14 protein-coding genes are annotated in these 20,795 nt (G+C 64.6%); 5 read left to right on the top strand and 9 right to left on the bottom strand.

Annotated elements, in window-relative coordinates:
* Window positions 1-58: 58 nt before the first annotated feature.
* A complete protein-coding gene (locus tag BM275_RS05530; RefSeq protein WP_090519786.1) occupies window positions 59-949 on the top strand; it encodes a LysR family transcriptional regulator in 891 nt (296 codons plus the stop codon).
* A gap of 118 nt (window positions 950-1,067) precedes the next feature.
* On the opposite strand, the gene BM275_RS05535 is transcribed toward BM275_RS05530, so the two are convergent.
* The 6 genes from BM275_RS05535 to BM275_RS05560 all read right to left on the bottom strand — a co-directional run bounded on the left by BM275_RS05535 (window position 1,068) and on the right by BM275_RS05560 (window position 10,678).
* Complete coding sequence (locus BM275_RS05535; RefSeq protein WP_003300491.1) at window positions 1,068-1,421, bottom strand: YgaP family membrane protein; 354 nt, start codon at window positions 1,419-1,421, stop codon at window positions 1,068-1,070.
* 65 nt (window positions 1,422-1,486) lie between these two features.
* Complete coding sequence (gene glgP, locus BM275_RS05540) at window positions 1,487-4,012, bottom strand: alpha-glucan family phosphorylase (RefSeq protein ID WP_090519787.1); 2,526 nt, start codon at window positions 4,010-4,012, stop codon at window positions 1,487-1,489.
* A gap of 75 nt (window positions 4,013-4,087) precedes the next feature.
* Window positions 4,088-5,185 (bottom strand): endonuclease/exonuclease/phosphatase family protein, encoded by a 1,098-nt coding sequence (locus BM275_RS05545; protein WP_090519788.1) that lies wholly within the window; start codon window positions 5,183-5,185, stop codon window positions 4,088-4,090.
* A gap of 183 nt (window positions 5,186-5,368) precedes the next feature.
* Complete coding sequence (locus BM275_RS05550; RefSeq protein WP_244153854.1) at window positions 5,369-8,488, bottom strand: transglycosylase domain-containing protein; 3,120 nt, start codon at window positions 8,486-8,488, stop codon at window positions 5,369-5,371.
* A 315-nt stretch (window positions 8,489-8,803) separates the two neighbouring features.
* Entirely contained in the window at window positions 8,804-9,478 is a 675-nt protein-coding gene (locus BM275_RS05555) for a TIGR04211 family SH3 domain-containing protein (protein ID WP_014820418.1), read from the bottom strand.
* Between the two features lie 426 nt (window positions 9,479-9,904).
* The gene (locus BM275_RS05560; RefSeq protein WP_014820417.1) at window positions 9,905-10,678 is read right to left on the bottom strand and encodes a TerC family protein; all 774 of its coding nucleotides are present in this window, start codon (window positions 10,676-10,678) and stop codon (window positions 9,905-9,907) included.
* 329 nt (window positions 10,679-11,007) lie between these two features.
* On the opposite strand from BM275_RS05560, the gene BM275_RS05565 reads away from it, so the two are divergent.
* The 4 genes from BM275_RS05565 to BM275_RS05580 all read left to right on the top strand — a co-directional run bounded on the left by BM275_RS05565 (window position 11,008) and on the right by BM275_RS05580 (window position 16,608).
* Window positions 11,008-14,034 carry a PAS domain-containing hybrid sensor histidine kinase/response regulator gene (locus BM275_RS05565; RefSeq protein WP_090519790.1) on the top strand — a complete coding sequence of 1,009 codons (3,027 nt, stop codon included), beginning with the start codon at window positions 11,008-11,010 and terminating at the stop codon, window positions 14,032-14,034.
* A gap of 130 nt (window positions 14,035-14,164) precedes the next feature.
* Window positions 14,165-15,493 carry a TrkH family potassium uptake protein gene (locus BM275_RS05570; RefSeq protein WP_090519792.1) on the top strand — a complete coding sequence of 443 codons (1,329 nt, stop codon included), beginning with the start codon at window positions 14,165-14,167 and terminating at the stop codon, window positions 15,491-15,493.
* Window positions 15,483-16,187 carry a potassium channel family protein gene (locus BM275_RS05575; RefSeq protein WP_031297088.1) on the top strand — a complete coding sequence of 235 codons (705 nt, stop codon included), beginning with the start codon at window positions 15,483-15,485 and terminating at the stop codon, window positions 16,185-16,187. Before BM275_RS05570 ends, BM275_RS05575 begins: the two co-directional genes overlap by 11 nt.
* A 67-nt stretch (window positions 16,188-16,254) precedes the next feature.
* Window positions 16,255-16,608: a GFA family protein gene (locus BM275_RS05580; protein ID WP_090519794.1), complete on the top strand. Its 354-nt coding sequence runs from the start codon at window positions 16,255-16,257 to the stop codon at window positions 16,606-16,608.
* Window positions 16,609-16,611: 3 nt separating this feature from the next.
* Here BM275_RS05580 and BM275_RS05585 read toward each other — a convergent pair whose 3' ends face one another.
* From BM275_RS05585 to BM275_RS05595, 3 genes are all read right to left on the bottom strand, one after another.
* Window positions 16,612-18,960 carry an FdhF/YdeP family oxidoreductase gene (locus tag BM275_RS05585; RefSeq protein ID WP_090519797.1) on the bottom strand — a complete coding sequence of 783 codons (2,349 nt, stop codon included), beginning with the start codon at window positions 18,958-18,960 and terminating at the stop codon, window positions 16,612-16,614.
* Complete coding sequence (gene fdhD / locus BM275_RS05590; protein WP_046619496.1) at window positions 18,957-19,760, bottom strand: formate dehydrogenase accessory sulfurtransferase FdhD; 804 nt, start codon at window positions 19,758-19,760, stop codon at window positions 18,957-18,959. The genes BM275_RS05585 and fdhD overlap by 4 nt, the downstream gene beginning before the upstream one ends.
* Window positions 19,761-19,861: 101 nt before the next feature.
* Window positions 19,862-20,764: a LysR family transcriptional regulator gene (locus BM275_RS05595; protein WP_090519800.1), complete on the bottom strand. Its 903-nt coding sequence runs from the start codon at window positions 20,762-20,764 to the stop codon at window positions 19,862-19,864.
* Window positions 20,765-20,795 lie beyond the last annotated feature (31 nt).

The raw sequence follows: 20,795 nt of genomic DNA on the forward strand, positions 1-20,795 counted from the left end.
GCGATCTACTGCAGAGTCGTTCTGCATAAATGCACAGGAGCTAATGGAGGCTTCAACCATGGACTGGGACAATCTGCGCTATTTCCTCGAGGTCGCCCGAGCGGGGCGGCTGACGACCGCGGCGCGCCGGCTTGCTGTCGACCACACCACCGTGTCCCGTCGTTTGCAGGCGCTGGAAAAAAGCATGGGCCTGCAGCTCTTCCTGCGCGAGCCGGGTGGTTACAAGCTCACCGAAGCCGGGCGCAATCTGCTGCCGCGAGTGGAAGCGATGGAAAGCGCCAGCGTGGCCATCGAGCATTCGTTGCCGAGCATGGGTGATGGCCTTTCGGGGCAGGTACGCATCGGCGCCACCGAGGGTTACGGCACGGTGATGCTTGCCGGCCAACTCACCGGACTCAGCCGGCGCTATCCGCACCTGAACATCGACCTGCTGGCGTTGCCGCGGGCGGTGCGCCTGTCGCGCCACGAGGCGGACATCGTCATTACCCTGGAACGCCCGGAGCGTGGACCGTTCATCATCACCCGGCTCACCGACTACGTGCTGCGGCTGTATGCGTCGCCGGCGTATCTCGACGAACACCCGCCGATCCGCAACCGCGATGACCTGGCCGCGCACCGCTTCGTCAGCTACGTGGATGACCTGCTGTTCAGCAAGGAGCTGCTGTTTCTCGATGGCATCGCCGACGCTCGCTCCATCGGTTTGCGCAGCACCAGCCTGCTGGCGCAGCAGGAAGCAGTGGCGATGGGGGCGGGGATTGCGATCCTGCCGGCGTTTTCCGCCGACGCCGATCCACGGCTGCGACTGCTGCTGCCGGAGGAGGTCAGCTTTACCCGCACCTTCTGGATGCTGATGCCGATCGAGTTCAAGGACTTGGCGCGCATGCGCACGACCTGGGATTACCTGAAGGAAATGGCGCAGCAGAATCAGGACCGATTGTTGGGCCAGTAGTTATCGATGATTGACCGCATTGCAGCCACGGCGCCGCTAGAGCGCCGTGAGGTTTGCACTTTTGCCGCTTGTAGAGGCGGTTAGCGAGCAGCGCATCATCGAGGCGCTGCCCGGTCGATCAGACGCGCGGCGTGGTGCGGCTTTCGTTGCCCATGGGGGTGGAGTCCGGCATTTGTACGCTGGTATCGGTGAAGTCCGAACTGTGCACTTCGGAATCCATTGGCATATGGCTGTAGCGCTGGCTCGGCAGCGCCGGCTTGCTTTCCATCTCCGCGAGCATGCGCTTGGCCTCGCAACGACCGCTGATACCACGAGCCAGCGCCATGCCGCCCATGGCCAGCTCGGCGATCCCGATCAATCCGCCACGGCGTAGCCCCTTGCCCATCATCACCAGGCCGCCCGCCAGCGACGCGGCGCGCTCCCAGCCGTGGACGTTCTGTGGGGCGGTTTTGTCGAACATTTGCTTGATCATGACGCGGCATCCTCTATGCGGGTGGTTTATAGATGACTGCGGCGTGCGGGCAGCGTTCCGGCTGTTCATCGCTGCCAGAGAATGAGCGGCAGCTCCAGCGGCACCGCCAGGCCCAGGTCGGGGCTGGGGACGACCCGTGCCGTGTAGTCGGCTGCAGGTCGTTGGGTGCTCAGCTCCGCTCGGAAGGTGGCGTAGGTGCCGTCGCGGTGCTGGAGTTTCAATGGTTGAACGGTAGCCGGCTCGTCTCCCTGCGATTCGGCGAACAGCTGCACGGCAATCTGCTCCGGTTCGATTCGGCCGAGGTGCAGGCGCGCCTCTATGTTGTGGATGTTGCCCTCGCTCCGCCACTCAAGCTGCTCGAAGGACAATTCGTGCCAGTAGCTGCGCAGGTTGGTGATTCGGCGCGACATCTCGGTGGCCAACGCAGAGCCATCCGCGCAGCGCTGTCGGTAGTTACTGGACAGCGGCAGGTAATAGCGCTCGGTGTACTCACGCACCGTTCGGTCGGCGGAAAAGCGCTCCACCAGAGCACTCATGCTGCGGCGCATGCGTTTCACCCAGGCGGTGGGGATGTTCTGCTGGTCGCGCTGGTAGAAGCTGGGCACAACGTGCTCTTCGAGTAGCCGATACAGCTGTTCGGCGTCCGCGGCATCGTGTTCGGGTTCGTGCTCCAGGCCGTCGCCGACCGCCCAGCCGAGGTCGGCGGCATAGGCTTCGGCCCACCAGCCGTCGAGCTGCGAAAGATTCAGCCCACCGTTGGCCAGGACCTTCATGCCGCTGGTGCCACTGGCTTCCCACGGGCGACGCGGGGTATTCAGCCAGACATCCACGCCCTGCACCATGTGCCGGGCGATACGCATGTCATAGTCCTCGAGAAATACCACGTGGCCGGTAATATCGGGGCGCGCGGCGAACTGCTGCCATTCGCTGAGCAGCGCCTGGCCGGCGCGATCGGCGGGGTGCGCCTTGCCGGCAACCAGCAGCTGCACCGGGTAATCGCGATGGGTGAGGAGGCGCGCCAGTCGCTCCGGGTCCTGCAGCAGTAGGTTGGGGCGCTTGTAGGCGGCGAAGCGCCGGGCAAAGCCCAGCGTCAGCCGTTGCGGGTGCAGGCGCGAGCCGGCGAATTCGATCTCCGCAGGCGAGGCGCCGTGCACCGCGAGGCTGCGGGCCAGGTGACTGCGTACGAAACTGAGCAGTTCGCCACGGGCATGCTGGCGGATCTGCCACAGCCAGCGGTCATCGACCTGCGCCAGCAGGTCGTCCACGGAAGCCTGGTCGGTGCCGCGCCAGGGGATTTCATCGCCATGCAGCTCATACCAGTGGGCTTCGGCGTCCGGCGATACCCAGGTCGGCAGGTGGATGCCATTGGTGACATGACCGACCGGCACCGACTCGAGCGGCCATCGCGGATAAAGCTCGCGGAAGATGTAGCGGCTGGTGCGGCCATGCAGCTGGCTGACGGCGTTGACCGCCCCGGCCCCGCGCGTTGCCAGGTAGGCCATGTTGAATGGCTCGTGTAGGTCGTGCACATGTTTGCGACCCATGGCCAGCAGCGCCTGCAGCGGGATGCCCAGTTCGTACTCGGCATAGCGCTCCAGGTATTTGCTCAGCAGCTCCGGCGGGAAGCGGTCGAAACCGGCTTCGACGGGCGTATGGGTCGTGAACAGATTGCCCGCGCGGGTTGCGTGGAGCGCCACTTCGAAGGACACGCGCTCCCTGGCCATGTAGCTGCGGGCGCGCTCCAGGACGGCGAATGCGGCGTGGCCGTCGTTCAGGTGAAGCACGTCGGCCTGCAGGCCGGCGGCTTCGAGCAACCGCCAGCCGCCGATGCCCAGCACCAGCTCTTGGCGCAGACGCATTTCGTTGTCGCCGCCGTAGAGTTCGCTGGTGATCAGTCTCGCGATGGGCGGGTTGGCAGGGTCGTTGGTGTCCAGCAGGAGCAGGCGGTGGCGGCCGACCCTGGCCTGCCAGCCGCGCAGCCAGATCTGCACGCCGGGCAGCTGGATCGCGAAACGCAATGCTGTTCCGCTGGCGTCGAGCAGCGGTTCGATGGGCATCTGCCGGGTGTCATTGACCGGGTAGAGTGCCTGCTGGCGACCATCCGGGCCGATGCTCTGGCGAAAATAGCCGTGCTGCCAGAGCATGCCTACTGCGGTTATCGGCACGCCGAGGTCGTTGGCGGCCTTGAGCTGGTCGCCGGCGACATTGCCGAGCCCGCCGGAGTAGATCGGCAGCGCCTCGCTGAGCATGTACTCCATGGAGAAATAGGCGACTCGCGCGAGTTGTTCGCTGTAACTCTGGTCACCGTGACTTTGACTGGCGAACCAGGTCGCCCGCTCCAGGCGTGCCTGCTGAGCTTCGACGATGCCCTCCACCAGACGATGGCATTCAGCGCGCTGCAGCAGTGCTTCCAGCTTCTGCAGCGGCACCGTGCTGAGCACCAGGCTGGGATTGCGCGTGAGCTGCCACAGATCGTTGTCGATCAGTTGCCACAGGTCATCGTTCTGGCTGGTCCAGCGGATGGACTGGTCAAAGGCGAGCTGGCGCAGGGTTTCCGGGGTGATGGAGGGGCGTTCGGATGCAGGCGTCATGCGGGCTCTCTCGTCTGAACTGGGCGCACGGTGTTTTCCAGCATAGGCCGACCGCCGCGGCTGATGGACGGCGGCTCAGCGTCGCGGGCCGGCCGCAGGCTGCGGCACCTCGCCCGGGGTGACCGGCTCCTCGTCGATGGTTTCCTCGGCCTGCTGTTCGTCCTCGCGGTCGGCTTCGAGGCCATGTTGTTCTTCAGTGTGCTTGGGGTCGTACTGCAACTCGATGAACACCGGGAAATGGTCGGAGCCGATATCAGGCAGCCGCAGCATGCGGATGAAGCGGAAATGCGCGCTGTGAAAGAAGTGATCCAGCGGCCAGCGCAGAAACCAGTGATGGGCATGGAAGGTGTTGTACATGCCGCGGCCCACACGCGGATCGAGCAGCCCGCTGATCTTGCGGAACAGGCGCGTGGTGGGCGACCAGGCGACATCATTGAGATCGCCGCTGACGATGATCGGGTCATTGCTGTTCTGGATGCTCCTGGCGACCACCAACAGCTCGGCGTCGCGCTCGGTGGATTCCTCGTTCTCGGTTGGACTGGGCGGTGCGGGATGGAGGAAGTGCATGCGCACCGTGAGCTCGTCGCTGACAGGCACCCGAGCGTGCATGGAGGGCACGTCGTCCTCCACCAGAAAGCACAGCTCCGGCTCTTCCAGCGGCAGACATGAAAAGACATGCATGCCGTAGAGGTTGTCCAGCGGGCAGCGGATGCTGTGCGGGTATTGCTCGGCGAGTTGCCCGAGCTGCGTTTCCCACCACTGGTCCGATTCGAGCGTCACCAGAACGTCCGGGCGGTACTCGCGAACCAGCGCCAGCAGCCGATCGGACTGTCGGTTCGGCCCCAGCACATTGGATGACATCACCCGGATGCGCGGCCCTGCGGCATCTGCCTCCGCCCGGCGCACCTCGTTGCGCCAGGGGCGTGTGTAGGGCACGACCCATGCGAGCTGGTAGGCCAGACAGGCGCCGGCCAGGGCAGAGATCAGGTAATGCCACGGCTGGCTGTAGTCGAGCAGCATGCCTTGAGCGACGAGCAGGGCGACCAGCAGCGCGCCGAGCTGTAGGCGCGGAAACTCCCATACGCGCACCCACCAGGCGCGATGCCGCCACAGCGGCAGTAGTGTGACGAGCACAAAGAGTCCCGTGGTGAGCAGCAGTATCCCTTCGATCATGACGTTTCCCGTTATGGCCGATCAGTTCGGCAATCAGGTGTGCACTCCAGATTGGTTCCAGGACCGGGTATTCGACAGGCAATCAGGCGAAGCGTCGCAAACGAATTCGGATTACGTCCAGTTTTTGCCGGTGCGTGCGCCGAAATCGGCGCCGGGAAGGGCACCGATGCGGGCGTTTGGGGATCACTTTTCGGCCGAAAGCATGCCGCTGGTCAGTGCCGGCAGGTTTTCCGGTCGGCACAGCGTGTTCTGGCCTTGCAGGTAGGGTTGCAGGATGGGCGCCATGCCCTTGAGTGTCTGCACGGGCAGCGCCGAGGTAAAGCGGAAGCTGTCGGCGGCGCGTCCCGGTACATAGGCCGTCAGCGTGCCGAAGTGATTGGGCCCGAGATAGAAGACGAAGGTAGCGGTGCGGTTCAGCGCCAGCGAGCTGATTAGCCGGCCGCCAGCGCCGACGCTCTGGATGCGATTGTCACCGGTGCCGGTCTTGCCGCCCATTCGCAAAGCGCTGCCGTCCTGCTGCACGAAACTGCCTTGCAAACGCCGCGCAGTACCGCCTTCGACGACATTGGCCAGCGCATCCTGCAGCGCGCGGGCCACTTCGACCGGCATCACCCTCTTGCCGGTCCCGGCGACCAGGCCCATGCGGGTTTCATAGGGCGTGCCCTGAGCGAAGTGCAGGTTGTCGATCCGAACGCTGGACAGGCGGACACCATCGTTGAGGATGATGCCCATCAGCTCGGCCAGCGCGGCCGGTCGATCACCGGAACTACCCAGCGCGGTCGCCAGTGACGGCACCAGGTTGTCGAACGGATAGCCCAGCCGCTGCCAGCGGCGATGAATGTCGGTGAAGGCCTCGACCTCCAGCATGATGCGAATCCGGCTGTCGCGCGCGCTCTTGTGCCGGCTGCGGAACAGCCAGCCGTAGACTTCCTGGCGCTGCGCGCGGCTGTCGGCAACCACTTCGGAGAGCGTCGCCTGCGGGTGGGCGATCAGGTAGCCCAGCAGCCAGAGGTCCAGCGGGTGCGTGCGGGCGATGTAGGCCTGATCGGGCAGGCTGTAGGCGCCCGGGCCATAGCGGGTGTAGAGCGCATCCAGCTTCTTGTCGTTGAGATCGGAGTCCGGCAGATGCTGCTTGAGAAAACTGTCGAAGACCGGCCGCTCGGCATCCGGCATCAGGTAGCGATGCACGGCCGCCAGGCGCACGGGTGTCGGCCGCATGCCCTGCAGGAAGGTCTCGATGCGCTGCTCGGCGCTCTTGTTGCGGTACTTCTTCCAGAAACGTTGCAGGAACACCGAGCCCTCGCGATCGGCGAAGCGGGTCAGGTATTCCTGGCGGCGCGGGTCCTTGTCGTCACCCAGCAGCTCGGCACTGTTGATGGTTTCGTAGGTGCTGTAACTCACCAGATCACGCATCAGCCGTACGAAGGGTAGATTGATCGATTCGCGCAGCGATTCGCGCACGGTGGGGATGCGCCCGTCGTCTTCACGGCGGAAGTTGCCGAAGCGGTGCATGCCGGCGCCGGTGAAGAAGCGTTCGGCGGGGCTGGCCGAGTAGCGCCGATCCAGCGCGGCGTCGAGCATGCGCTCCAGGCTGCGGTCGCTGTGCGTGGCCAGGTAATCGATGGCCCAGCGGCTGAGATTGGCCTTGGTGTCGATCTTGCGCAGCTCGCCCGGCGTGAGGTCCGAGTAACGCTGGTGCAGCTCGGCGATAACCTCAAGATAGGTGGTCAGCACGCGCAGCTTGGCGGTTGAACCCAGCTCCAGCTTGCTGCCCTCGTTGATGTCGAACGGCTGGTTGGTGTTGTCGGTCTGCACCCGCACCTGGAAGCCTTCCTCGCCGCGCTCGAACAGCGTGAAGCTGTAACGCACGGCGGCGGTCTTCTCCGGGGACAGCATGCGATCACCAAACAGCCCGACCGTTTCAGCGAAAGCGGGATCGGCCAGGCGCACCAGGTATTCGCTGATCTGTGCCTGCAGATCACCCTGCAGCGGCGTGCTGGCGGTGAGGTCCAGGCGATCCAGGTCGTACAGCGGCAAGCCGAGCAGCCCGGCCAGACGCATGCGCGCGACGGTGATGCCCTTGGTGGCTTCCACCTGCCGGATCGCCGAGTCGCGACTCGGGCTTTGTCCGAGGACGCGCTGGCCCAGCGCTGCGTCGCGCAGGCCGGCATCGATGATGCCGCCGTTGGCCAGCAGGCGGATGTGACTGTCGGTCAGCGTTGCCATTTCCTCGCGACCGGCACCCAGGTAGTACGACGGACGCCGCTGTGCGATCAGCAGCGACAGCACCTGACGCAGCGCCAGACCGCGCGCCTGCGCATCGACCTCGTCGGCGCTGCGTGGATCGAGCAGGCGATTGACTTCACGGAAGTCGGCGCCGAACCACAGCCGCAAGCCATCGGCGATGCCATGCACTTCACCGTGTCCGGGCGCCGCGGAGAGCGGCACGCTGTTGAGGTAGTCGCGCACGATGCGCTGACGGGTGGCCAGGGTTTGCGGGCCCTCGCGATAGGTACGCACGCTGGCGGAGATCATCTGCCGGATCTTTTCCTGCGGATCGCCGGTGCGGCCTTCGGGCGAATGCCGATACTTCTCGACCTGGGTGGCCAGGGTACTGCCGCCGGCGGCCTGGCCGCTGAGGCCAAGGCGCTTCTCCAGCTGGCTGATCGCTGCCTTGGTGAAGCGCGGCCAGTCAACCGCCGGGTTGGCGTGGGGACGGCTGGCGTCCAGCAGGCCACGGTCCTCGATGAACAACAGGCTCATCACCACCAGCGGTGGGATGTCCTCGAAGCGCTCGTAATACTGGCGTGGATAGCTGTTGGTGTAGATCGGCACACCGCGGCAGTCATTGATGGTCAACCCGGCCTGGGAATCCTCGGGGTAGGGCGGAAAGAATCCGCGGTGGGTGTAATCCAGCAGTGCCCGCGAGAAGCGTGCCTGCTCCTCGATTCTGAAGTTGCGCTGTGACAGCTGTTGAATGAAGCGCGGCAGATCGACGTAGCCCAGGCGGCGGTCGAACGGACCGTCCTCGGGGAACTGAATGCGTGGGCTCGGCCCGGGTTTGACCGCGTAATCCAGATCGGCCGCATAGCGGCTTAACCAGTGCGATTGCCACCGGGCGCTGTCCAGCTCCTGCCAGCCGAGATAGCCACCGCCTGCCAGCAGCGAAATGCCGACGAGCAGCGCCAATCGGCGTGCCGTCTTGCGACGGCCTTTAGCTGATGTGCGGGATGATTTGGGGGAAGGGGCGCGCTTGTTACGCCCATCCTGGGATGTATTGTCGGACCGCCATACTGCGCCCATGTGTGCCTGGCTTCCTAGCAGTGCTCTACGGCAAGCATAGTTCGCCCGCACGGCTTAAGCGATGGCGGTTTGACGAACGGAGCGGCTCAAGCACGAGCCTTGAAGCGGAGGCGGTGGGGCGCCTCGGCATGCTTATAAAGTCCGGCGCATGGAGCGCCGGAATGGGGCGTGATTCATATCTGCGCTCTGCTTGACGGACCCGCCTTGCGAGAACGGAGACACAGCTACTGGCCACCGGGTACCAATCAGCCGCGAATGTCCATCAGCACCTGAGCGAGTCGGCGACCGTGCGCCTTTCGGCCGGGCCGCTTATCGTCAGAACCAGCGATCGTTACGCTTACGGCCGCGGGTGAGCATTGGCAGGATCAGGCCCACTAGCAGCCCAGCACCGGCGATGCTGCCGCCATAGACCATGTACTGCATGAGCACCTGCTTGTTTTCGTCGCCGAGCCGCGCCTGGGTCGTACGCAGTTCGGACTGTGCTTCGGTCAGCTCCGCCTCGAGGGCGATGCGGCGGGCGTCGAGTTCGTCGATCAGAGCTTTGCGCGAGTCCAGGGTTTCCTGCATGCCTTGCACGCGCACCTTCCAACTATCGTCGATGGTCTTGAGTTCCTCGCTCAGTTCGGCGACTTGCTGTTCAAGCTGCGGCAGGCGCTCGGCCTGGCCGGGAACGTCCTGCAGTTCCTTGCTGGGTATCCAGACGTTGCTGCCGGACTCCGAGCGGACCTGACTGTAGTCGCCCTGGGTGCTGATCAGCTCGACCTTCTGCCCCGAGGTAAGCGTGCCGACGATGCGATAGCCATCCGTGGGGCCGCTGCGTACATAGGTGTTCAGGCTGTCGCTGACCCAGCGCGCGTTATCGGACGATTCCTGGGCGTCCACAGGCCCTGCAATGAGCAGGGCGCCGAACAGACTGGCGCCGATGACTTGGCGCGGCTGGGAAAAGCTGAACCGGGAGAGCAAGGCAAAAAGATGAAGAGATATGGACATGAAAAATTCGCGTTATTGGAAGAATAGGACCCAAGCGTGAGGGTAGTGAGGTCGGCTTGTCTGGCGCGCGAGACGCAGGCTCGGACGCAGCGAGAAGCACGCTGAACGTGGCCTGAGTCGGTGGCAGCCACGGGCCGGGGGCCGACGTGCAAACGGCACTAAAACGCAGGCGCTCCGTAGGGTGCATCAGCTGACTGACAGTCTTCCCTGGCGAAAGTTCAGGCGGTTTTTGTCGGGCTGAGAATGCTGGCGATGAGGGGCGGCGAGCTCGGCAGCTGTAGTCGATGCCAGCCGCAAGCGGCTAAACCGCGGTGTGGGGCGGTGCGAGACCGAGCCGATCTCTATGCCAGCATGGCTATGAGAGCTTCGGCGCGGCGGGCCTGCTCCAGCGTGACTCCTGTTCGCTGATGCAGGCCCACCGTCAGTTTATTTCGATTGCTGTTGAGCGAGACCGAGCTGCTTCTGCCGTGCGCGCCGGGCCATCATGTTCAGCATCTCGACTCCGGCGGAGAATGCCATGGCGGCATACACGTAGCCCTTTGGTACGTGGGCACCGAAGCCCTCGGCGATGAGGGTCATGCCGATCATCAACAGGAAGCCGAGCGCGAGCATCACGACGGTCGGGTTCTCGTTGATGAATTTGGCCAACGGGTTCGCCGCCAGGAGCATCACGGTTACCGCGACGACCACGGCAATGACCATGATCGCAACATGATCGGTCATACCCACCGCAGTGATGATGCTGTCCACCGAGAACACCAGGTCGAGCAGCAATATCTGCGCAATCGCGGCGCTGAAGCCCATCGTGACGGCATTGTCGAGCTGCTTGCCTTCGAACATGTCGCCGCCGGGTGTCGGGTCGACACTGTGGTGAATCTCCTTGGTGGCCTTCCAGAGCAGGAACAGGCCGCCGGCGATCAGAATCATGTCCTTCCAGGAAAACGCATTGCCGAACAGTTCGATGACCGGCTCGGTGAGCTGAACGATCCAGGCCACCGTGCCGAGCAGGCCTAGTCTCAGGACCAGCGCCAGGCTGATGCCGATGCGCCTCGCGCGCTCACGCTGATGTTCCGGAAGCTTGTTCGTCAGAATCGAAATGAAGATCAGGTTGTCGATGCCGAGAACCACCTCCATGGCGATCAAGGTTGCCAGGGCAACCCAGGTGGTGGGTTCGGAGAAGAGCTGGATAAGCGATTCCATATGGATCTCTAGCGTGAGTGACGACGATCCCGCGTCTGGCGGGTGCGCGAGCATAGCTGCAAGGCAATCCGTAATAGAGCCCCATTTTGGACCGCTTTGTATCAAATCGATTCAGTGCTCGACGGCGACCGCCGCGCGTGCGGTGCCCATCTGGGCAGAGCAGGGTCCTGGCGGAAATGATGCACCTGGGGCGCCACAGTTCGGCGAGCCAGGCCGCTTGATTTCGTGCAACCGCCTGGGCAGCTGCAAGTGCAAAGCCTGGCGGTTTCTGCTTTTATGACCTGCAGCACGCTGCGGGATTACCGCCCGCCCATTCATCACGATGCATAGTGGAAATAGCTCTGGAAAATCTGACCCGAGAGGAGCTGGTGGCTGAGGTGGCGCGCCTGCGCACGGTTCTGGACCGGGCTGGAATCGATCCGGATCCGGCCCTATCTCAAGTTCACCGTGATAGTCAGCCCGCCCGCGAGCAGCATCGTCAGCGCCCGACACCCGCACAGTTGGGTGCCTCCAAACATCTCCCCGAAACGCTGCATGCCAGCCTTCTGGCACTGGCTGGCAGCGAGGCACGACAACGCGCGATATTCGAGAGCGCGATCGACTTCGCCATCATCCTGACCGACACCGCTGGCATCATCACCGACTGGAACGCCGGCGCCGAGCAGGTGATGGGCTGGACCGCAGACGAGATGCGCGGGCAAAGCGCCGAGCGCTTCTTCACGCCAGCCGATCGGGCCTGCGACTGGCTCGGCGAAGAGATGCAGAGCGCGCTACGTGAGGGCCGCGCTCTGGACGAGCGCTGGCACCTGCGCAAGGACGGTCAGCAGTTCTGGGCAGCGGGCGAACTCTCGCCGATCCATGACGAAAACGGTGCACACCTCGGCTTCATGAAAATCCTGCGTGACCGCACCAGCGAGCATCTTGCGGGCCTCGCCATGGAAGATACCCAGGTGCGCTATCGGCTGGCCGCGAAGGCGACCAACGATGCGGTCTGGGACTGGGATCTGCTCAACAATCACGTGTTGTGGAATGACGCGCTGGAGCAGGCGTACGGCCATCCGCTGGCAAACGTCGACAGCTCCGGTGACTGGTGGCTGGCGCATATCCATCCGGATGACCGTGCACGTATTCACCGGTCGATCCATGCGGTCATCGATGGCAGCGGGACGACCTGGACCGACGAGTATCGCTTTCGCCGTCTGGATGGCTCCTACGCGGATATCCTCGACCGCGGTCATGTGATTCGTGACGTTCACGGCCAGGCCGTGCGGATGATTGGCGCGATGCTCGACCTGACGCGCATGCGCGCTGCCGAGGCGGCCTTGCGCCAGAGTGAGGAACGCTTCAGCACCATTCTGGAGACCATCGAGGCGGCATTCGCCATCGTTCAGGTCAAGTTCGACGCCGACGACAATCCCGTGGATTACTGCTTCCTCGAGGCCAATCCTGCGTTCGAGCGCCAGGCCGGCGTAGACCTGCGCGGTAAATGGGTCACCGAGTTCGCGCCGGATCTCGAGCAATTCTGGTTCGAAATTTACGGCCACGTCGCCAAGACCGGTGAGCCTACCAACTTCGAGAATTATGCCGAGGCGTTCGAACGCTGGTTCGACGTTCGCGCCGTACGCGTCGGCGATCCCGCCGAGCGGCGAATCGCCATCCTCTTCAACGACGTAACCGAACGCAGAAACGCCGAAGAACGCCTGCGCATCAGCGAAGCTCTTGCGCGGGAGAATGTTCAGCGCGTCCAGTTGGCGCTCGAGGCGGGCGCGATCATCGGTACCTGGAACTGGCATCTGCCAACCGACCGCTTCACCGTGGATGAGGGGTTTGCAAGCGCCTTCGGCCTCGATCCCACCCTTGCTCGTGACGGGCTTAGCCTCGAGCAGATCATCGCAACGGTGCACCCTGAGGACCGGGACGGACTGATTGCAGCGATCGAAGAAGTCATCGCCCGCGGTGGTGCCTATGCGCACCAGTACCGTGTGCGCCGCGCTGATGGAAGGTTCTACTGGCTTGAGGCCAACGGGCGCGTCGATCATGCCGAGGACGGCACGCCCTTGAGCTTTCCCGGCGTCTTGATCGACGTCGAGGACCGGCGCTCCATCGAGGCGGAGCGGGATCGCGCCACCGCTGCGCTGCGCGCACTCAACGACACGCTGGAGCAGCGCGTGGCCGAGCGGACGGCAGAGCTGATCCAGGCCGAGGAGAAGTTGCGTCAGTCGCAGAAGATGGAAGCGGTCGGCCAGCTGACTGGCGGTCTTGCCCATGACTTCAACAACCTGCTGGCCGGTATCAGCGGCGCGCTGGAATTGATGAATCTGCGGATTTCCCAGGGGCGGCTGGACGATATCGACAAGTACATGGCGGCTGCGCAGGGCGCCGCCAGGCGTGCCGCGGCGCTGACCCATCGGCTGCTCGCCTTTTCCCGCCGGCAGACTCTCGACCCGCGGCCGGTTGACGTCAACATGCTGATGGAGGGTATGACCGAGCTGATCCAGCGCACGGTGGGGCCGAGCATCCTCCTCGAAACCATCAGTGCGCCCGACCTCTGGCCGGCGTCGGTCGATGCCAGTCAGCTGGAGAACGCGATCCTCAATCTCTGCATCAACTCGCGCGACGCGATGCCCGACGGCGGTCGGATCACCATCGAGACCGCCAACCGCGTGCTCGGTCCCGAGATGGCGCAGGCCTATGACCTACCCGCCGGCGAGTATCTGTCGCTGTCCGTCACCGACACAGGGACCGGCATGACGCCCAGCGTGATTGCAAAAGCGTTCGACCCGTTCTTCACCACCAAACCGATTGGCGAAGGCACCGGGCTGGGGCTTTCGATGATCTACGGATTCGCCAAACAGTCCGGCGGGCAGGTGCGCATCGATTCCGAGGTCGGTCGCGGAACCTCGATGTGCATCTACCTGCCGCGCTACCACGGCAATGCCGGGGCCGGCACGTCCGCACAGACCAACTCAGCGACCGCACTCGCTGGCGCCTGCGGCACGATTCTGATCGTCGACGACGAGCCGACTGTGCGCCTGCTGCTGATGGATGTGCTGGGCGATCTCGGCTACACACTGATCGAAGCGTCGGACAGCGTGGCCGGGCTGAAGCTGCTGCAGTCGGATGTGAGCATCGACCTGCTGATCACCGATGTCGGCTTGCCCGGTGGGATGAACGGCCGGCAGATGGCCGATGCCGGTCGCCAGGTGCGCCCCGGTCTGAAGACGCTGTTCATCACTGGTTATGCCGAGAGCGCCGCGTTGGGCAACAGCTCGCTCGGCGCTGGCATGCAGGTGCTGACCAAGCCTTTCGCGATAGATGTCCTCGCTGCCCGGGTGCTCGAGGTGATGAAAGGCTAGGTCAGGCTTCGAGCGTTCTATTTCGGCCGTCCAGTTGAAGAATCGAAGCAATGCGCCTAGCCTCTCGCTCTGCTTTCAGGGCCGCCGATTCCGGCGGTTCTCACTCTTCGGATCCGTCAGTGTGGGTCGAATGAAATCACTGCTGCACCCAGGCAGGGTTGTCTCGCTCGTTTTTCTCTTCGCCATTCTCTGCGGTACAGCGTTGCTGTCATTGCCCGCTGCCCAAGCCCAGGGCGAGTCGGCGCCGTGGATCACCGCCTTCTTCACCGCCGTCTCAGCGGTCAGCGTTACCGGTCTGGTGGTGGTCGACACCGGCACCTATTGGTCCACTTTCGGCCAGGTGGTGATCATGCTGCTGTTCCAGCTCGGCGGTTTCGGCATGATGACCCTGGCCACGCTGCTTGGGTTGCTGGTCAACCGCTCGTTTCACCTGCGAACCAAGCTGATCGCCCAGGCCGAATCCCACGTGCTGGGGCTGGGTGACATCACCAGCGTGGCGAAGCTTGTTTTGGTGGTGACGCTGGTAATGGAGCTGGCGGTGATGCTGCTGCTCACCCTGCGTTTGCATCTGACCTACGGCCTCGCCTGGGGCGATGCAGCCTGGAGCGGGCTGTTCCACGCGGTGTCGGCATTCAACAACGCCGGGTTCTCGATTCACGGCGACGGCCTGGTCCGCTATGCCACCGATGCGCTGATCCTGACCCCGGTGATGAGCGCCATCGTGATCGGCGGGATCGGCTTTCCGGTGCTCTACGATCTGCGCAGCAAGTGGACCGATCCGCGGCATTGGTCGCTGCACACCAAGCTGACGCTGTCCGGGACTGGGGTATTGCTGGCAGGCGGCTTCCTGGCCGTGTTGCTGTTCGAGTGGTCCAACCCGGGCACGCTCGGCCCGATGACCTGGGCGGACAAGATGCTCTCGGCGGCCTTCGTTTCCGTCTCGGCGCGTACAGCCGGCTTCAATGCCATCGACATCGGCGCGCTGACCCACGAGAGCTGGGCGCTGCACTATTTTCTGATGTTCATTGGCGGTGGCAGTGCCGGTACCGCGGGCGGGGTCAAGGTCGGAACAGTGGCCATCCTGGCGCTGATGGTGATCGCCGAGATTCGCGGCCGGCCCGATGTCGAGGTGTTCGGCCGTCGGGTCGGCAGTTCGGCGCAGCGCCAGGCTATCACCGTGCTGGTGCTGGGCAGCGCGCTGGTGGTGCTGGGTACGCTGGTCATCCTGCGCGACACCGATATCCCGACCGATCAGGTCATCTTCGAAGTCATTTCGGCATTCGGCACGGTCGGCCTGTCCACCGGCATTACCGCGGACCTGCCGGAAACCAGTCAGCTCATGCTGACCCTACTGATGTATGTCGGTCGGGTCGGCACCATCACGCTGGCCGCTTCCCTCGCACTGGGCGAGCACCGCATGCCATACCGCTATCCGGAGGAACACCCAATTGTTGGCTAAATTGTTGTTTTCAGAACAGTTTTCGTTCTCTAAAGGCGACAGCGTGGTGGTCATCGGGCTGGGGCGGTTCGGCAGTTCGGTGGCGCGCTCATTGACGCGTCTGGGCCATGATGTGATGGGTATCGATCAGGCGGCGGAGCCGGTGCACACCTGGGCCGACCTGCTGACCCATGCGGTGCAGGCCGATTCCACCAATGTCATGGCGCTGCGGCAGCTGGGCGTCGCCGATTTTCCCCACGCGATCGTCGGCATCGGCTCCGACATGGCGGCAAGCCTGATGACCATCATGGCGCTGACCGAGCTGGGCATCAAAGACATCTGGGTCAAGGCGCTGACCGCCGAGCACGGACAGATCGCGACGAGGATCGGCGCGCATCATGTGGTCTACCCCGAGGCGGACATGGGCGAGCGGGTTGCCCATCTGATCTCCGGGCGGATGGTGGATTTCATCGAGTTCGACGACGGCTTCGCCATCGCCAAGATCCATGCGCCGGAACGCGTTCATAACGCGACGCTCGCCGCAGCCGGGGTGCGCGAGAAGTTCGGCGTGACCGTTGTTGGCCTCAAGCGCGCCAATGAGGATTTTCAGCATGCGACGCCCAGCACCCAGGTGCTGCCGGGTGATCTGCTGATCGTTTCGGGCCCGACCCATGACATCCAGCGTTTCGCCGGCCAGGGGCGCAAGCGAAGCTGAGGCCTGGAGCTACGCGCTCCTTTAGTGCGGCAGCCGAGAGGCGACTACGCTTCTCGGGCGGTCGAGCCTGCGGATCGTGACGGCGGGGCAGCCCTATCGGGTCGGGATCTGCCACTGCCTGGACTGCCGCAAGCATCATGGTGCTTTGTTCTACGCAGCTGCGGTGTTCCCGCAGGATGCGGTAACCGTCGAGGGCGAGACGGCCGAATATGCCGGACGGCATTTCTGCCCGTGCTGTGGCTCGTCGGTTTTTTCCCGCCTCGCCGATGAACTCGAGGTGCATCTCGGCGCCCTGGATGCACCCGACCAACTGACGCCGACCTACGAATGCTGGACCGTGCGTCGCGAAGGCTGGCTGCCGCCGTTTCCGCTCATCCGGCGCTACCAGCATGATCGCGACGACTCCAGCCGCTTCGAATGAGCGTCATTGGCCGCTGGCGATCAGCGGCTGCTCGGTCTTCTGCGTGTTCGGCAGCACTCGAATCGCGATGAATTTCGAAGTCGGCGTGTGGCTGCGCTCGCCAAAGCTCTCCAGCGGCACCAGCGGGTTGGTTTCCGGGTAGTAGGCGGCGGCTTGGCCGGGCGGGGTGTCGTAGGCGAGCAGGGTGAAACCGCGCACGCGGCGCTCGATACCGTCATCCCACAGCGAAATCAGATCGACTTGCTGCCCGGCTTCCAGGCCCAGCCGCTGGATGTCGGCGGGATTGACGAACACCACATCGCGCATGCCTTTCACCCCACGATAGCGATCATCCAGACCATAGAGCGTGGTGTTGTACTGATCGTGGGAGCGCAACGTCTGCAGGATCAGGTCGGCCTCCACGCCGCCGTGGCGGGCCTGCTCGGGTAGCAGATCGGCCGGCAACGGGTGCGCCTTGAACTCGGCGCGACCGCTGGCGGTGTTCCATTCGCGCCGGGCGGCGGCGTTGCCCAGGTAGAAACCGCCAGGGCGATGCAGACGGTGGTCGAAGCCGGTGAAACCGGGAATGGTCGCCGCGATCAGCGCGCGGATACGGGCGTAGTCCTCCACCAGCCAGAGCCAGTCCACCGGGCGTTTGTCCAGCGTGGCGGCGGCGATGCCGGCGACGATGGCCGGCTCCGAGCGCATCTCGGCGGACGCGGGCTCGAGCTGGCCGCGCGAGGCGTGGATCATGCTGAACGAGTCTTCCACGGTGACCGCCTGCGGGCCGCAGGCCTGGCGGTCTATGTCGGTGCGGCCGAGGCACGGCAGGATCAGCGCGTCGCGGCCCATGGTCAGGTGGCTGCGGTTGAGCTTGGTGCTGATCTGTACGGTCAGCGCGCAGTTGCGCAGCGCCTGCTGCGTGCGCGGGGTGTCCGGCGTGGCCTGGGCGAAGTTGCCGCCCAGACCGATGAACACCTTGACCTGCCCGGCGAGCATGGCCTGGATGCATTCCACGGTGTTGTAGCCGGGCTGGCGCGGCATTGGCAGGTCGAACTGGCGCTGCAGTGCATCGAGTAGCGCAAGCGGCGGCCGCTCATTGATGCCCATGGTGCGGTCGCCCTGCACGTTGCTGTGGCCGCGCACCGGGCAGGCGCCAGCGCCGGGTTTGCCGAGGTTGCCGCGCAACAGCAGCAGGTTGGCGATTTCCTGGATGGTCGCCACCGAGTGACGGTGCTGAGTGATGCCCATCGCCCAGCAGACGATGGCCCTTTCCGCGTTGCGGTAGATCGTGGCGGCGTGGCGAATGGTTTCGCGATCGAGCCCCGACTGCTGCTCGATCAGCGCCCAGGGCGTGGCTTCGACCTCGGCCAGATAGGCGTCCAGCCCGTGGCTGTGCTCAGCCAGAAACGCGTGATCGAACACCGCCGGCGCGCCGCTGGCCTGGGCTTCCTGCTCCCATTGCAGCAGGTACTTGGCGATGCCGCGCAGCACCGCCAGATCGCCACCGAGATTGGGCCGCAAGTAGGCGCTGTGAGTCGGCGCGTCCTGGTTGGCGAGCATCTCGATGGGCTTCTGCGGGTGCTGGAAGCGTTCCAGCCCGCGCTCGCGCAATGGATTGAAGCAGACCACCTGAGCGCCGCGCTCCACAGCCTGCCGCAATGGTTCGAGCATGCGCGGATGGTTGGTGCCGGGGTTCTGCCCGAGGACGAAGATCGCATCGGCGTGATCGAAATCCTCCAGCGTCACCGTGCCCTTGCCGACGCCGATGGATTCGGTCAGGGCGACGCCGCTGGCCTCGTGGCACATGTTCGAGCAGTCGGGAAAATTGTTGGTGCCGAAGCTGCGACCGAACAGCTGGTAGAGATAAGCCGCTTCGTTGCTGGCCCGGCCGGACGTGTAGAAGGCTGCCTGGTGCGGGCTGTCCAGGCCGTTCAGGTGATGGGCGATCAGCGCAAAGGCATCGTCCCAGCTGATCGGCAGGTAGCGGTCGCTGGCGGCGTCGTAACGGACCGGTTCACTCAGGCGACCTTGGTATTCGAGCCAGTAATCGCTCTGCTGGCGTAACTGGCTGACGCTGTGGCGGGCGAAGAAGGCGGCATCCACGCGGCGGCGCGTGGCTTCCCAGTTCACTGCCTTGGCGCCGTTTTCGCAGAACTTCACCGCACCGGCCTCCGGCGAATCACCCCAGGCGCAGCCGGGGCAGTCGAAGCCGCCGTTCTGGTTGGTGCGCAGCATGGCGCGGATGTTCTTCAGCGCGTTGCCACTGCCGAGCCAGGCGCTGGCCACGCTGCGCAGCGCGCCCCAGCCGCCTGCCGGGCCGGCGTAGGGCTGGAAACGGGTGGCGGGATGGAAGCGGGACGTGCGGCTCATGGTTGGCATCCGTTCTGTTCGGGCAGCGCAGGTGCCGGGCTGTAGACCCGTGGCGCGCTGTGGTGGGGCAGGTGAATGAGGTTGAGGTGATGGCGACGCGCCCACTCGACGGTCAGGTGGGTCGGCGCGGACAGACTGACCAGGGTGCCGATACCCGCGCGCACGGCCTTGTGGATCAGCTCCAGGCTGCAGCGGCTGGTGACCACGACGAAGCCTTCGCTCGGGGTACGGCGCTGCAGCGTCAGCGCACCGATCAGCTTGTCCAGGGCGTTGTGCCGGCCGATGTCCTCACGGCACAGGGCGATCTCTCCGTTGCCGTCGACATACAGCGCCGCGTGCAGTGCACCGCTGTCGCGGGCCAGCAGCTGGGCGTTGGCGATGCGCTGGCGCAGATCGTGGAAATGTCCTTCGGGCGGCAGATCGATTGGCGAAAGGGGTGCGAGCTGCGGCAATGCCTGCTCCAGCGCCTGCACACCGCACAGGCCACAACCGCTGTGGCCGGCCAACTGCCGCCGTTGCTGCTTGATGTGCCAGAACGCCCGCGGGCTCACCTGCACTTCGGCATGCTGCGCGCTGCCATCGCCCCGCAAGCGCAGATCGCGTAGATCATCGATGCGCTCGATCAAGCCGCCGCTCAGGCTGAAGCCGATAACGAAGTCTTCCAGATCCAGCGGCGTCACCATCATCACGGCCTGATTGAGGCCGTTGTAGCTGATGGCCAGGGCGCATTCGTCAGCCAAGGGCGCCGCGCCGAGATCCGGAGCGTTGGCGCTTGGGGCATTGAGGGTGGCGTATTGCATGGCGATGGCCTGCGACAGGTCGACGCAGGGAGCCTAGGAGCGCAGGGATGGATCGTCCAATCGCTATGTTCGATAGGGTGATCGAGCGTATCGATCGCCCGTCAGGGGATGGCAGGTCTTTGCCGCTGTAACAGCTCGCGTGCCTCGTTGAAGCAAGCCTCGCCTAGCGCGGATCGCGGTGAGCCGCGACGCAGGATCAGCCCCAGCGGCGCGAGGGTACTGGCATTGTCGATGGGCGTCAGGGTCAGCCGGCTATCCAGTGCTTCGAGGCCGCTATCCAGCGGCATGATTGCGCAACACAGTCCGGCCCCTACGGCCTGCAGCAGATGGTGCACGGCATCGGTCTGCAGCCGCGGTGCCAGGCTCAGGCCACGGCTACGCAGTGCGTGGTCGATGGACTGGCGAAAGTGCATGCCGCCGGTCAAAAGACCTAGCGGAAGATCGGCGAGCGCTTCCCAGCGCAGCGATGGCGCGTCGAAGCGAAAATGGCGCTCGTCATGCAACAGCCCCATGCGGGTTTCGCCGAGCGGCAGGCTGGTGAAGTGCGCGTCATCCAGCCGCTCCAGGTAGGACAGGCCCAGGTCCAGCAGATTGCGATTGAGCCGTTCGAGAATCTGATCGCTGCTCAACGCGAACAGCTCGAAGCGCAGATTCGGGTGGCGCTCGCCGAAGGCCTGCACCAATTGCATCGGGTCGAAACCGGCCAGCGGCACCACGCCCAGGCGCAAGGTGCCGACCAGCTGGCCACGGCAGGAGGCGGCTTCGGCCAGCAGGCCGTCCTGTGCGGCGAGCAGGCTGCGCGCCCAGGCCAGGATGCGTTCGCCTTCGGGGGTGAAGCCTTCGAAGCGCTGGCTGCGGATCACCAGTTGCAGACCGAGCTCGTCTTCGAGGCCGCGCAGGCGCATCGACAGCGTCGGCTGGGTGACATGGCAGCGCGCCGCGGCCTGACCGAAATGACGCGTTTCATCCAGCGCCACGAGAAACTTCAGCTGCTTGATATCCATGCCCGCTCGCCTCGAAGGTAATGCGGACGGC

It is taken from the genome of Stutzerimonas kunmingensis (genome assembly GCF_900114065.1).
Lineage (GTDB): Bacteria > Pseudomonadota > Gammaproteobacteria > Pseudomonadales > Pseudomonadaceae > Stutzerimonas > Stutzerimonas kunmingensis.

Coding starts and splice junctions, on each gene's coding strand:
- BM275_RS05535 (WP_003300491.1), bottom strand. CDS start 1,421: ATGATCAAGCAAATGTTCGACAAAACCGCCCCACAGAACGTCCACGGC.
- BM275_RS05545 (WP_090519788.1), bottom strand. CDS start 5,185: ATGATCGAAGGGATACTGCTGCTCACCACGGGACTCTTTGTGCTCGTC.
- fdhD (WP_046619496.1), bottom strand. CDS start 19,760: ATGCAATACGCCACCCTCAATGCCCCAAGCGCCAACGCTCCGGATCTC.
- BM275_RS05595 (WP_090519800.1), bottom strand. CDS start 20,764: ATGGATATCAAGCAGCTGAAGTTTCTCGTGGCGCTGGATGAAACGCGT.
- BM275_RS05530 (WP_090519786.1), top strand. CDS start 59: ATGGACTGGGACAATCTGCGCTATTTCCTCGAGGTCGCCCGAGCGGGG.
- BM275_RS05585 (WP_090519797.1), bottom strand. CDS start 18,960: ATGAGCCGCACGTCCCGCTTCCATCCCGCCACCCGTTTCCAGCCCTAC.
- BM275_RS05560 (WP_014820417.1), bottom strand. CDS start 10,678: ATGGAATCGCTTATCCAGCTCTTCTCCGAACCCACCACCTGGGTTGCC.
- glgP (WP_090519787.1), bottom strand. CDS start 4,012: ATGACGCCTGCATCCGAACGCCCCTCCATCACCCCGGAAACCCTGCGC.
- BM275_RS05555 (WP_014820418.1), bottom strand. CDS start 9,478: ATGTCCATATCTCTTCATCTTTTTGCCTTGCTCTCCCGGTTCAGCTTT.
- BM275_RS05550 (WP_244153854.1), bottom strand. CDS start 8,488: ATGGGCGCAGTATGGCGGTCCGACAATACATCCCAGGATGGGCGTAAC.
- BM275_RS05570 (WP_090519792.1), top strand. CDS start 14,165: ATGAAATCACTGCTGCACCCAGGCAGGGTTGTCTCGCTCGTTTTTCTC.